15 protein-coding genes are annotated in these 13,403 nt (G+C 45.6%); all 15 read left to right on the top strand.

Annotated features, from left to right (window positions below; all coding sequences use genetic code 11):
• Positions 1-80 precede the first annotated feature (80 nt).
• Positions 81-3,695, top strand: a complete 3,615-nt coding sequence (gene rpoC / locus GRP75_RS06165; protein WP_013312165.1) for a DNA-directed RNA polymerase subunit beta' — start codon at positions 81-83, stop codon at positions 3,693-3,695.
• Between the two features lie 216 nt (positions 3,696-3,911).
• Positions 3,912-4,163, top strand: coding sequence for a ribosomal L7Ae/L30e/S12e/Gadd45 family protein (locus GRP75_RS06160; protein WP_007432588.1), 252 nt, complete (start codon positions 3,912-3,914; stop codon positions 4,161-4,163).
• A 144-nt stretch (positions 4,164-4,307) separates the two neighbouring features.
• On the top strand, positions 4,308-4,730 hold the full coding sequence (gene rpsL / locus GRP75_RS06155) for a 30S ribosomal protein S12 (protein ID WP_007432587.1): 423 nt from the start codon (positions 4,308-4,310) through the stop codon (positions 4,728-4,730).
• Between the two features lie 51 nt (positions 4,731-4,781).
• Positions 4,782-5,252, top strand: a complete 471-nt coding sequence (rpsG, locus tag GRP75_RS06150) for a 30S ribosomal protein S7 (RefSeq protein WP_007432586.1) — start codon at positions 4,782-4,784, stop codon at positions 5,250-5,252.
• A 46-nt stretch (positions 5,253-5,298) separates the two neighbouring features.
• Positions 5,299-7,377, top strand: a complete 2,079-nt coding sequence (gene fusA, locus GRP75_RS06145) for an elongation factor G (RefSeq protein WP_023990559.1) — start codon at positions 5,299-5,301, stop codon at positions 7,375-7,377.
• Positions 7,378-7,471: 94 nt separating this feature from the next.
• Complete coding sequence (tuf, locus tag GRP75_RS06140; RefSeq protein WP_023990558.1) at positions 7,472-8,662, top strand: elongation factor Tu; 1,191 nt, start codon at positions 7,472-7,474, stop codon at positions 8,660-8,662.
• Between the two features lie 338 nt (positions 8,663-9,000).
• The gene (gene rpsJ / locus GRP75_RS06135) at positions 9,001-9,309 is read left to right on the top strand and encodes a 30S ribosomal protein S10 (protein WP_005544556.1); all 309 of its coding nucleotides are present in this window, start codon (positions 9,001-9,003) and stop codon (positions 9,307-9,309) included.
• Between the two features lie 32 nt (positions 9,310-9,341).
• Positions 9,342-9,965 carry a 50S ribosomal protein L3 gene (gene rplC, locus GRP75_RS06130; RefSeq protein WP_013312161.1) on the top strand — a complete coding sequence of 208 codons (624 nt, stop codon included), beginning with the start codon at positions 9,342-9,344 and terminating at the stop codon, positions 9,963-9,965.
• A 26-nt stretch (positions 9,966-9,991) separates the two neighbouring features.
• The gene (gene rplD, locus GRP75_RS06125; RefSeq protein ID WP_013312160.1) at positions 9,992-10,615 is read left to right on the top strand and encodes a 50S ribosomal protein L4; all 624 of its coding nucleotides are present in this window, start codon (positions 9,992-9,994) and stop codon (positions 10,613-10,615) included.
• The gene (gene rplW / locus GRP75_RS06120) at positions 10,615-10,905 is read left to right on the top strand and encodes a 50S ribosomal protein L23 (RefSeq protein WP_013312159.1); all 291 of its coding nucleotides are present in this window, start codon (positions 10,615-10,617) and stop codon (positions 10,903-10,905) included. Before rplD ends, rplW begins: the two co-directional genes overlap by 1 nt.
• 30 nt (positions 10,906-10,935) lie before the next feature.
• Positions 10,936-11,766 carry a 50S ribosomal protein L2 gene (gene rplB, locus GRP75_RS06115; protein ID WP_023990557.1) on the top strand — a complete coding sequence of 277 codons (831 nt, stop codon included), beginning with the start codon at positions 10,936-10,938 and terminating at the stop codon, positions 11,764-11,766.
• A gap of 72 nt (positions 11,767-11,838) precedes the next feature.
• Positions 11,839-12,117, top strand: coding sequence for a 30S ribosomal protein S19 (rpsS, locus tag GRP75_RS06110; RefSeq protein ID WP_007432579.1), 279 nt, complete (start codon positions 11,839-11,841; stop codon positions 12,115-12,117).
• Between the two features lie 36 nt (positions 12,118-12,153).
• Positions 12,154-12,486, top strand: a complete 333-nt coding sequence (gene rplV / locus GRP75_RS06105; RefSeq protein ID WP_013312157.1) for a 50S ribosomal protein L22 — start codon at positions 12,154-12,156, stop codon at positions 12,484-12,486.
• Positions 12,487-12,499: 13 nt separating this feature from the next.
• Positions 12,500-13,165, top strand: a complete 666-nt coding sequence (gene rpsC, locus GRP75_RS06100) for a 30S ribosomal protein S3 (RefSeq protein ID WP_013312156.1) — start codon at positions 12,500-12,502, stop codon at positions 13,163-13,165.
• A gap of 2 nt (positions 13,166-13,167) precedes the next feature.
• A partial coding sequence (gene rplP / locus GRP75_RS06095) for a 50S ribosomal protein L16 (RefSeq protein ID WP_160788859.1) occupies positions 13,168-13,403 on the top strand: 236 nt, incomplete at its 3' end.

Raw genomic sequence — 13,403 nt, 5'->3', positions numbered from 1 at the left:
TCAGGTTTCTTGATACCGCCCGGTGTTGCTGGGCGGTATCAAACCTAAAAACTCAGGATTTGGTTAAGGAGGGTTGCTCCTTGTTGGACGTTAACAATTTCGAATATATGAAAATCGGGCTTGCTTCCCCCGAAAAGATTCGTTCTTGGTCCCGCGGAGAAGTCAAAAAACCGGAGACGATTAACTATCGTACGCTTAAACCGGAAAAAGAAGGACTATTTTGCGAGAAAATTTTCGGACCTACGAAAGACTGGGAATGTCATTGCGGTAAGTACAAACGTGTACGCTATAAAGGTGTTGTCTGTGACCGTTGTGGAGTAGAAGTTACTCGCGCTAAGGTTCGCCGTGAGCGTATGGGCCATATTGAGTTGGCTGCTCCTGTATCGCACATTTGGTACTTTAAAGGCATTCCAAGTCGTATGGGTCTTGCTCTTGATATGTCTCCAAGATCTCTGGAAGAGATCATTTACTTCGCATCTTATGTTGTAACCGATCCAGGAGATACGCCTTTGGAGAAAAAGCAACTCCTGTCCGAGAAAGAATACCGTAGTTATCGTGAGAAATATGGCTATGGATTCCAGGCAGGTATGGGTGCTGAAGCGGTTAAAAAGCTTCTTCAAGATTTGGATATAGACAAAGAGTTGGAATTCTTGAAAGAAGAGCTGCGTACAGCTCAAGGACAACGTCGTAACCGTGCAATCAAACGCCTTGAAGTTATTGAGGCATTCCGTAACTCCGGCAACCAACCGGATTGGATGATCATGGACGTACTTCCTGTTATTCCTCCTGAACTTCGTCCAATGGTACAGTTGGATGGTGGTCGTTTCGCTACTTCTGACCTTAACGACTTGTATCGTCGTGTTATTAACCGTAATAACCGTCTGAAACGTCTGTTAGATCTAGGTGCGCCAGATATTATCGTACAAAATGAAAAACGGATGTTGCAGGAAGCTGTTGACGCCTTGATTGATAATGGTCGTCGTGGTCGTCCTGTTACAGGTCCAGGTAACCGTCCTTTGAAATCCCTCAGCCACATGCTGAAAGGTAAACAAGGACGTTTCCGTCAGAACTTGCTCGGAAAACGTGTTGACTACTCTGGTCGTTCCGTTATCGTTGTAGGTCCGTACTTGAAAATGTATCAATGCGGTTTGCCGAAAGAAATGGCACTTGAACTGTTCAAACCTTTTGTTATGAAAGAACTAGTGAACAAAGGTTTGGCGCACAATATCAAGAGCGCCAAGCGTAAAGTAGAACGTGTGAGTGCAGAAGTATGGGATGTGCTGGAAGAAGTAATCAAGGAGCATCCAGTTCTTCTGAACCGTGCCCCTACGTTGCATAGACTCGGTATCCAGGCGTTCGAACCGATTTTGGTTGAGGGTCGTGCGATTCGTCTGCATCCGCTCGTATGTACTGCATATAATGCCGACTTTGACGGTGACCAAATGGCTGTTCACGTTCCGTTGTCTGCGGAAGCTCAAGCTGAAGCTCGTTTGCTTATGCTAGCATCCGGCAACATTTTGAATCCGAAAGACGGCAAGCCAGTTGTTACACCTTCCCAGGATATGGTTCTTGGTTCTTTTTATCTGACTATGGATAACAAAGAAGAAGAAGGAAGCAATATGATCCTTCGCAACATGAATGAAGCTATATCGGCTTACCAACGTGGTACAGCTGGTCTTCATGCTCGTGTAGCTATTCCGGTTAAAGCTTTGAATAAAACGAGCTTTACGGAAAAACAACAGGAAGCGATGTTGATCACAACGGTTGGTAAAATTATCTTTAATGAAATTTTCCCGGCAAGCTTCCCGTACATCAATGATGCTACCCGTGCGAACCTGCTTTATGGTACTGCGGAGGAGTTCTTTGTTTACGAGAAGGGTGTAAATCTTACAGAAGCCATTCAAAACGCTCCGCAAGCTAACGGGGTAGGCAAGGATTACCTTGGTAATATCATTGCCCGTTGTTTTGAGACTTACCATACAACAGAAACAGCTGTAATTCTGGATAAAATTAAGCAGCTTGGCTTTACGTATTCCACTCGTGCAGGGGTAACCGTTGCAGTATCGGACGTAATCGTGCCGGTGGAAAAACAAGAGATTCTTAAGGGGTCCGAAGATAAAGCGCAAGTTGTGACGAATCAGTATCGTCGTGGTCTGATTACGAATGAAGAACGCTATGACCGGATTATCGACATTTGGTCTAAAGCGAAAGATGATATTACCGAAGTATTGATGAAGTCCATGGATCGCTACAACTCTATCATGATGATGGTGGACTCCAAAGCGCGGGGTAACAAGTCACAGATTACTCAGCTCGGCGGTATGCGTGGTCTGATGGCCAATCCATCCGGACGTATTATCGAACTCCCAATCAAATCAAATTTCCGTGAAGGTCTGACAGTACTCGAGTACTTCATCTCCACTCACGGAGCGCGTAAAGGTTTGGCGGATACAGCCCTCCGTACGGCTGACTCCGGTTACCTGACTCGTCGTCTCGTAGATGTGGCACAGGATGTTATCGTGCGCGAAGAAGACTGCGGAACGGATAAAGGCTTCACAGTAAGTCGTATTCAGGACGGTAAAGAAGTGATTGAGGATCTCTATGACCGTCTGGAAGGTCGCTATTGCTTTGAAACGGTACGTCATCCTGAGACTGGCGAGATTTTGGCTAGACGTAACGAACTGATTGACTCCGACAAAGCTGAAGCGATTGTTAAAGCCGGTGTACACAAAGTTCAGATTCGTTCTGTACTAAGTTGCCGTGCTAAACATGGCGTCTGCAAGAAATGCTACGGTCGCAATCTGGCTACTGGTAAACACGTTGAGATTGGTGAAGCAGTTGGTATTATCGCTGCACAATCCATTGGTGAGCCAGGAACACAGCTTACTATGCGTACGTTCCACACAGGCGGCGTAGCGGGTGACGATATTACACAAGGTTTGCCTCGTATCCAGGAGCTTTTTGAAGCACGTAATCCTAAAGGTCAGGCAACTATTAGTGAAATTGACGGTACAGTTAAAGAAGTTCGTGAAGGTAAAGACCGCCGTGAGATCGACATTCAGGGTGAAGCTGAAACGAAAACATATTCAGTAACATATGGTTCCCGCCTGCGCGTAAGCGAAGGTATGACTGTTGAAGCTGGGGACGAACTGACGGATGGTTCGATTGATCCTAAAGAAATGCTGCGTATTAAAGGTATTCGCGGGGTGCAGAACTATATCCTTCAGGAAGTTCAACGCGTATACCGGAACCAGGGCGTAGAAATCAACGACAAGCACGTAGAAGTTATGATTCGTCAAATGTTGCGTAAAATCCGTATCATTGATGCGGGCGACACGATCTTACTTCCAGGTTCCTTTGTTGATGTCCATGAGTATGAAAATGCAAACAAGATAGCGATTCTCAGCGGCCAAGAACCAGCCGTAGCTAAGCCGGTACTGCTCGGTATTACCAAGGCCTCTCTGGAAACTGACTCCTTCTTGTCAGCAGCATCCTTCCAGGAAACTACTCGTGTCTTGACTGATGCAGCTATTAAAGGCAAGGTCGATCAGTTGCTTGGGCTGAAAGAGAACGTAATTATTGGTAAATTGATTCCTGCGGGAACAGGTATGAACCGTTACCGTAGCGTGAAATTTGCCCAACCGGAAGAGGGGCAGTCTCCATCTGAGGAGCTCGAACCAATTTCGGCCGAGTAATATAAAAATAGTATGATTGCCGGAACACCGTAGACATAAGCTTTGCATAAAAGCTTTAGCAGACGGTGCTCCGGTGTTTTTCAAAAATGAATCGTACTATTCTGTTTAAATGAATTATAGTTTATAATTGTCTTGACATTACTTATAGTCAATGCTAATATAGCAAAGGTGCGTGAGCAGCCTATATGCTATTGGGTCTTTTCGGAGGAATGAGATATGTCTAAAGAACAGGGACTGCAAGATGCTCATGTCAAAATCGGTACCAAACAAACCATTCGTATGGTAGAATTGGGCTTTGCCTCAGAAGTATATGTGGCAGAAGACGCAGATCAGCGTCTCACTTCCAACATCATTGCTTTGTGCAACAAGCAAGGAGTCAAAGTGACTCTCGTAGACACAATGAAAAATCTCGGAGCTGCATGTGGGATTGAAGTGGGAGCCGCAATGGCTGCTATCGTAAAACAATAGGGTAAGGAACGTTTTTGTCTAAGGAATTGTTATTCTTGGCGGCAAAGACTTTTCATTTGTTCTTTTATGAACCGCCTGGGTCTGTGGGCTTAGATAAGGTTTGTAAAGTAACAGCAAAAATTGAGGAAGGGGGTGGCAACCAACATGCCAACTATTAACCAACTGGTTCGTAAAGGACGTCAAGCCAAAATCGAGAAATCGAAATCACCGGCTTTGCAAAAAGGTTTTAATGCCTTGAAACGTGAAGCTACCGACATCAGTGCCCCGCAAAAACGCGGAGTGTGCACTCGTGTAGGTACTATGACTCCGAAAAAACCAAACTCCGCACTTCGTAAATATGCTCGTGTTCGCTTGACGAACCGTGTAGAGGTGACTGCTTACATTCCAGGTATTGGACATAACCTTCAAGAACACAGCGTAGTGCTGATTCGCGGCGGTCGTGTAAAAGACCTTCCGGGTGTGCGTTACCATATCGTTCGCGGTGCTTTGGATACTGCAGGCGTAAACAACCGCATGCAAGCTCGTTCCAAATACGGCGCAAAACGCCCTAAAGCTAAAAAATCCTAATGAGATATAAACCGCATATGTCGGTTTAACATGTAAGAAAGGGGGATATCCATGCCACGCAAAGGTCCAGTTACCAAAAGAGACGTGTTGCCAGATCCGGTATACAACAGCAAGTTGGTTACCCGCTTGATCAACCGCATCATGCTCGACGGAAAACGAGGCGTTGCTCAAAGCATTCTGTACAATGCGTTCAAGCTTATCCAAGAACGTACGGGGAATGACCCGATGGAAGTTTTTGAAGCAGCTATCAAGAATATCATGCCAGTCCTGGAAGTTAAAGCACGCCGTGTCGGCGGTGCCAACTACCAAGTACCAATCGAGGTAAAACCAGAAAGACGTACGTCCCTGGGATTACGTTGGCTCGTAAACTACTCCCGCAACCGCGGTGAGAAAACCATGGAAGAGCGTTTGGCGGCTGAAATTATCGATGCTTCCAACAACACAGGCGCTTCCGTGAAAAAACGTGAAGACACGCACAAAATGGCTGAAGCAAACAAAGCGTTTGCTCACTATCGTTGGTAGGATTCAGCTCAAAAAATAACTTCAATTTTGAAGGGAGACCCATTTCATGGCAAGAGAGTTCTCCTTGAAAAATACACGTAATATCGGGATCATGGCTCATATTGACGCGGGTAAAACCACAACAACAGAGCGGATCTTGTTCTACACAGGCCGTACGCACAAAATCGGTGAAGTTCACGAAGGCGCTGCGACAATGGACTGGATGGAACAAGAACAAGAGCGCGGAATCACGATTACTTCCGCTGCGACGACCGCTGCCTGGAAAGGTCACCGCGTCAATATCATCGACACCCCGGGGCACGTTGACTTCACTGTTGAAGTTGAACGTTCCCTTCGTGTATTGGACGGAGCAGTTGGTGTTTTCAGTGCGAAAGAAGGCGTTGAGCCTCAGTCCGAAACCGTATGGAGACAGGCTGATCGCTACGGCGTTCCACGGATCGCATATGTAAACAAAATGGATATCATTGGTGCCGACTTCTTGAATGTTGTCTCCGACATGCGTGATCGCCTTCAAGCGAACGCAGTTGCGATTCAATTGCCAATCGGCGCAGAAAATGATTTTACTGGTATTATCGATATCGTTGAACAAAAAGCTCATATGTACAAAGATGATCTTGGTCAAGATATCGAAGAAGTAGAAATTCCTGCGGAATTCAAAGATCAGGTTGAGGAACTCCGTAATGAATTGATCGAGAAGGTTGCTGAACTGGACGAAGAATTGACAATGAAATACCTGGAAGGCGAAGAAATTTCGGTTGCCGAAATTAAAGCCGCTCTCCGTAAAGGTGTTGTAGAAGTTAAAATCTTCCCAGTTATCTGTGGATCTTCTTACCGCAATAAAGGTGTTCAGCTGATGTTGGATGCTGTTCTCGACTATTTGCCGGCTCCTACTGACGTGCCAAGTATTCAAGGGCATTTGGAAGACGGTACGGAAGTTGAACGTCACTCTTCCGATGAAGAGCCATTCTCCGCATTGGCCTTCAAAATCATGACGGATCCTTACGTTGGTAAGTTGACATTCTTCCGCGTATACTCCGGTGTTCTTCAATCCGGTTCTTACGTATTGAATGCAACAAAAGGTAAACGCGAACGTATCGGACGTATTCTTCAAATGCATGCGAACAGTCGTCAAGAAATCACTGTAGTTTACTCTGGTGATATTGCGGCTGCCGTAGGTTTGAAAGATACAGGTACAGGTGATACACTGTGTGATGAGAAGAGTCCTGTTATTCTCGAGTCCATGAATTTCCCTGATCCGGTTATCGAAATCGCGGTTGAGCCTAAAACCAAAGCTGACCAAGATAAAATGTCTGTAGCTCTCGGTAAGTTGACTGAAGAGGATCCAACTCTTCGCGCTCATACTAACGAAGAAACAGGTCAAACCATCTTGGCAGGTATGGGTGAGCTTCACTTGGACATCATCATTGACCGTATGCGTCGTGAGTTCAAGGTAGAAACGAATGTGGGTAAACCACAGGTTGCTTACCGTGAAACGTTCCGTGCTCCAGCACGTGTCGAAGGTAAATTCGTTCGTCAGTCCGGTGGTCGTGGTCAATATGGTCACGTATGGGTTGAGTTCGAACCACTCGAACCAGGTACTGGTAGTCAATTCGAAAGTAAGGTAGTCGGCGGCTCTGTTCCTAGAGAGTACATCGCACCTGCTCTTGCTGGTATTGAGGAACAAATGAAAAACGGCGTTATCGCAGGCTTCCCGCTTGTGGACGTTAAAGCTACAATCGTGGACGGATCATACCATGATGTCGATTCCAATGAAATGGCATTTAAAATTGCCGGATCAATGGCGCTGAAAGCAGCGAAAGACAAATGTAAACCAGTATTGCTTGAGCCAATTATGAAAGTTGAAGTAACGGTTCCTGAGGAATACATGGGTGACGTAATGGGTATGTTGAACTCCCGTCGTGGTCGGATTGAAGGTATGGATTCCCGTAGTGGAGCTCAAATCATTCGTGCGAAGGTGCCTTTGTCCGAAATGTTCGGATACTCGACTACACTTCGCTCCGGTACACAAGGACGCGGCGTGTTCTCTATGGAACTTTCTCATTATGAAGAAGTGCCGAAGAGCATTGCTGAAGAGATCGTTGCCAAAACCAAAGGCGGCGAGTAATACAATGTATCAGCTGACCGGTATACTTAAGGTTTTACCAAAAGGGCATCCGGCAGCCTAAAATAAAACAAGTTATTGAGGAGGAATTGTTCAAATGGCAAAGGCTAAGTTTGAACGTAACAAACCGCACGTTAATATCGGTACTATTGGTCACGTCGATCATGGTAAAACTACTTTGACTGCTGCAATCACAACTGTATTGTCCAAAACTTACGGTGGTGCTGCTGTAGCATTCGATCAAATCGATAAAGCTCCAGAAGAGCGCGAACGCGGTATCACAATCTCCACTGCACACGTGGAATATGAAACACCTAACCGTCACTATGCACACGTTGACTGCCCAGGTCACGCCGACTATGTTAAAAACATGATTACTGGCGCTGCACAAATGGACGGAGCGATTCTGGTTGTATCCGCAGCTGACGGCCCAATGCCGCAAACTCGCGAGCACATCCTGTTGTCCCGCCAAGTTGGTGTTCCTTACATCGTTGTATTCCTGAACAAATGCGACATGGTTGAAGACGAAGAGTTGCTGGAATTGGTTGAAATGGAAGTTCGCGACTTGCTGAGCGAGTATGACTTCCCAGGCGACGACACTCCAATCACTCGCGGTTCCGCTCGTGAAGCACTGCAAAACCCAGATGGCGACTGGGCTAAGAAAATCGTTGAAATGTTCGAAACAATCGACACTTACATCCCAACTCCAGAACGTGACACTGACAAGCCTTTCCTTATGCCTGTCGAGGACGTATTCTCCATCACTGGTCGTGGTACAGTTGCTACAGGCCGTGTAGAGCGTGGTACAGTTAAAGTGGGCGACGAAATCGAAATCATCGGTATTCAAGAAGAATCCCGTAAATCCGTAGTAACAGGCGTAGAAATGTTCCGTAAATTGCTTGATTCCGCTCAAGCTGGTGACAACATCGGCGCACTGCTTCGCGGTGTAGATCGTGCACAAATCGAGCGTGGTCAAGTATTGGCTAAACCAGGTTCTGTTAACCCACATACAGAATTTTCTGCTCAAATCTACGTTTTGACTAAAGAAGAAGGTGGACGTCACAAACCTTTCTTCACTGGTTACCGTCCACAGTTCTACTTCCGTACAACTGACGTAACTGGTATCATTACTTTGCCAGAAGGTTCCGAAATGGTAATGCCTGGTGATAACATTACGGTTACTGTTCAACTGATCAACCCGATCGCTATCGAAGAAGGAACTAAGTTCTCTATTCGTGAAGGTGGACGTACAGTTGGCGCTGGTGCCGTAGCAACAATCTCCAAATAAGAAGGCTTTAGCCTTTAAATAGAGCAACAGTGTACTGGAACGAGTAACATTGTATTGGAACGAAGCTAAACGAGCCCCTGCCCTGGTGCGGGGGCTTTTCTCTTGGAAAAATCGCAAGCTGCGAACACAATTGTATCTTTTGAAAATAAGATGCATTGTTTTTTCGTTTTTGCTTGCAATAGGCAGAACTATTCGATATAATAACTAATGTTGTTTGTGACTGTGCGATGATGTGAGAGGTTACTGACACACCCGGCCCCTTTGCCATGGGAGGGCTGTCGGAAAATTTTCACGGAGTATGTCCGATACCAAATTGGGCGATAGAAGGAGGGACTAAAATGGCAAAGCAAAAAATTCGTATTCGTTTGAAAGCTTACGATCATAGAATTCTTGATCAATCCGCTGAGAAAATTGTTGAAACAGCTAAACGTTCGGGCGCAGGTGTATCCGGGCCAATTCCGCTGCCAACTGAAAAACAAATCATTACTATTCTCCGTGCGGTACACAAGTACAAGGATTCCCGGGAGCAGTTCGAAATGCGCACACACAAGCGTTTGATCGACATTGTTAACCCGACTCCACAAACTGTGGATGCCTTGATGCGCTTGGACCTGCCGTCCGGTGTAGATATCGAAATTAAATTGTAATATGTAATTAGGAAAAGAAATGAGGTGTCAACATGAAAGGTATCTTAGGAAAAAAACTCGGAATGACTCAAGTGTTTACCCCTGAAGGTAACGTACTTGCTGTTACGGTTATCGAAGCAGGTCCTTGTGTTGTTCTGCAAAAGAAAGATCTGGAAAACGATGGATACGAAGCTATCCAACTCGGTTTCTCTGATAAGAAAGAAAAAAGATCCAACAAACCTGAAGCAGGACATGCGAAAAAGGCAAATACTGCACCTAAGCGCTACGTTCGTGAACTTCGTGGCATCGACCTTGCTGCGTACGAGGTTGGCCAAGAACTGAAGGCTGATGTCTTCACAGAAGGCGAGTTCGTTGACGTGACAGGTATTTCTAAAGGTAAAGGTTTTGCCGGCGTTATCAAACGTTGGGGACAAAGCCGCGGACCAATGGCACACGGCTCGCGTTACCACAGAGGTCCAGGTTCTATGGGTTCCATTCAAGCTAACCGCGTTCCTAAAGGTAAACACCTTCCAGGACACATGGGGCATGAAACGGTAACGATCCAACGTCTTGAAGTTGTTAAGATCGATACAGAACGTAATGTATTGCTCGTGAAAGGTTCCATTCCAGGACCTAAAAATAGCTTCGTTAAAGTATTAGAAACGGTGAAAAAATAAACAACTGAAGAAAGGAGGAACACGAAATGCCAAAAGTAGCACTATTTAATATTAGCGGCAGCCAAGTTGGTGAAATTGAATTGAACGACGCAGTGTTCGGTATCGAGCCGAATAAGCACGTTCTTCATGACGCTGTTGTTATGCAATTGGCTTCCCTGCGTCAAGGTACTCACAAAGTAAAAGGACGTTCTGAAGTACGTGGTGGCGGACGTAAACCTTGGAAACAAAAAGGTACTGGCCGCGCTCGTCAAGGTTCGATCCGTGCACCGCAATGGGTTGGTGGCGGTACTGTATTCGGTCCCACTCCACGCAGCTATGCTTACAAATTGCCTAAAAAGGTTCGTCGTCTGGCGATCAAATCGGCGTTGTCATCTAAAGTGATTGAGAATGAAATTATCGTATTGGACGCTCTTACACTGAACGGACCTAAAACGAAAGAATTCGCAGCCATTTTGAATAACCTTAAAGCTGATCGTAAAGCATTGATCGTAGCTCCTAGCTATGATGATAATGTAGCACTGTCCGCTCGTAATATTCCTGGTGTGAAGTTTGTAGCCGCAGACGGCATTAATGTTCTTGATGTGCTTGGACACGACAAACTGATCATTACGAAGGAAGCAGTTCAGAAGGTAGAGGAGGTGCTCGCGTAATGAAGGATCCTCGTGATATTATCAAACGTCCGGTTATCACCGAACGTACGGCTGGTATGATGAATGACTTGAAATACGTTTTCGAGGTTGACATTCGTTCTAACAAAGTCGAAGTTAAAAAAGCAATCGAAGCCATTTTTAACGTGAAAGTAAGTAACGTAAATACGCTTCGTGTTCCTGCAAAACCAAAACGCTACGGACGTCATTCCGGCTATACGAGCGAGTGGAAGAAAGCGTTCGTAACGCTGAGCAAAGACAGTAAGCCGCTTGAGTTTTTTGAAACGGTATAATTGAAACTGTAAAGTAAGGAGGGAAACTCAGTGCCAATTAAAAAGTATAAACCAACGTCCCCGGCCAGACGTGCTATGTCTGTATCTACTTTCGAGGAGATTACAACTAATCAGCCCGAGAAATCGTTGCTGGCACCTCTGAGCAAGCAAGCTGGACGCAATAACCAAGGTAAAATTACAGTTCGTCATCAAGGCGGCGGACACAAACGTAAATACCGTATTATTGACTTCAAACGTAACAAAGATGGAATACCGGGCCGCGTTGCTACGATCGAATATGATCCAAACCGTACGTCCAACATCGCACTTATCCACTATGTGGATGGTGAAAAACGTTACATCATCGCTCCTAAAGGTCTGAAAGTAGGAGACGAAGTGGTATCCGGTGCAGGTTCGGATATCAAAATCGGTAACTCCTTGCCATTGGAAAACATTCCAGTAGGTACGGTTATCCACAACATCGAATTGAAACCGGGTAAAGGTGGCCAACTCGTTCGCGCTGCTGGTACGGAAGCCCAACTTCTTGGTAAAGAAGAAAAGTATGTTACAATTCGTTTGTCTTCTGGTGAAGTTCGCCGCATTCTGAAAGTTTGCCGCGCTACAATCGGTTCTGTAGGTAACGAAGACCACGAACTGGTGAAAATCGGTAAAGCCGGTCGTAGTCGCTGGTTGGGACAACGTCCTGAAGTTCGCGGTGTTGTAATGAACCCTAACGATCACCCACACGGTGGTGGTGAAGGTCGCGCTCCAATCGGACGTAAATCTCCAATGTCTCCATGGGGTAAACCAACCCTTGGTTACAAGACACGTAAAAAAGGTAAAGCATCTGATAAGTACATCGTTCGTCGTCGTACTAAGTAATAAAACGTGCGCTTAAGTCGCACGTTAACATATTAAGGAACGACTACGTTTTAACGAAGGGAGGATTCATAAATGGGTCGCAGTCTCAAAAAAGGACCATTCATTGATGGTTACCTGTTGAAAAAAGTAGAGGTTTTGAACGAGTCGGACAAAAAAGTGGTAATCAAAACTTGGTCCCGTCGCTCTACGATTTTCCCGCAATTTATCGGACATACGTTTGGTGTATACGATGGTCGTAAACACGTGCCAGTATACGTAACGGAAGATATGGTCGGACACAAATTGGGCGAATTTGCTCCAACACGTACGTACAAAGGCCATACGGATGACGATAAGAAAACAAGAAGATAATCAACACAGCGTAGTGTTTGAGAGGAGGTAAACTCAATGGAAGCAAAAGCACATGCTAAGTCCGTACGGATTTCTGCTCGCAAAGTGAAACTTGTTATCGATTTGATTCGCGGTAAGCAGGTTGGTGAGGCGATCGCAATTCTTCGTCACACTCCAAAGTCCGCTTCTCCAGTCGTTGAGAAATTGTTGAATTCTGCGATTGCAAATGCAGATCACAACTATTCTTTGGACGTAAATAAATTGGTAGTATCTCAGGTTTTTGTAAACCAAGGTCCTACAATGAAACGATTCCGCCCGCGTGCAATGGGTCGTGCAAGTCGCATCAACAAGCGCACCAGTCATATTACTCTGGTGGTATCTGAAAAATAAGGAGGGAAAACGTGTGGGCCAAAAGGTAAATCCCGTCGGACTCCGAATCGGTATTATCCGTGATTGGGAATCCAAATGGTATGCAGGCAAAGATTTCGGTGATCTTTTGCTGGAAGACGTTAGAATTCGTGAACATCTGAAAAAAAGATTGAAAGACTCCGCTGTATCCCGTGTTGAAATCGAGAGAGCAGCTAACCGTGTCAACGTAACGATTCACACTGCGAAACCAGGTATGGTTATCGGTAAGGGTGGTTCCGAAGTTGAAAATCTGCGTAATGAAATTACTAAAATCGCAGGCGGTAAAAAGGTACACATCAATATTTCTGAAATTAAAAATCCTGAACTGGACGCAATTCTGGTTGCTGAAAGCATTGCACAACAATTGGAACGTCGTGTTTCTTTCCGTCGTGCTTTGAAACAAGCGATTCAAAGAACTATGCGCTCCGGAGCAAAAGGAATTAAAACTCAAGTAGGCGGACGTCTTGGCGGTGCCGAAATCGCTCGTTCCGAAGGGTACAGCGAAGGAACTGTTCCACTGCATACGCTTCGTGCCGACATTGACTATGGTACAGCGGAAGCTCATACTACTTACGGTCGTCTTGGCGTAAAAGTATGGATCTATCGTGGAGAGGTTCTTCCTCCAGCTAAGAAACAAGCTCCTCAGGAAGGAGGCAACTAATCATGTTGGTACCAAAGCGCGTAAAACATCGTAAACAACAACGTGGTCATATGAAGGGTCGTGCAAAAGGCGGTACTACACTGAACTTTGGTGAGTACGGTTTGCAAGCTACTGAACCTGCATGGATTACTAACCGTCAAATCGAAGCTGCTCGTATTGCGATGACTCGTTACATCAAACGTGGTGGTAAGGTTTGGATTAAAATTTTCCCTGACAAACCAATTACTCAGAAGCCTCT

Source organism: Paenibacillus sp. OT2-17 (assembly GCF_009827695.1).
Lineage (GTDB): Bacteria > Bacillota > Bacilli > Paenibacillales > Paenibacillaceae > Paenibacillus > Paenibacillus polymyxa_B.
This window is presented reverse-complemented; position numbering and strand designations above follow the sequence as displayed.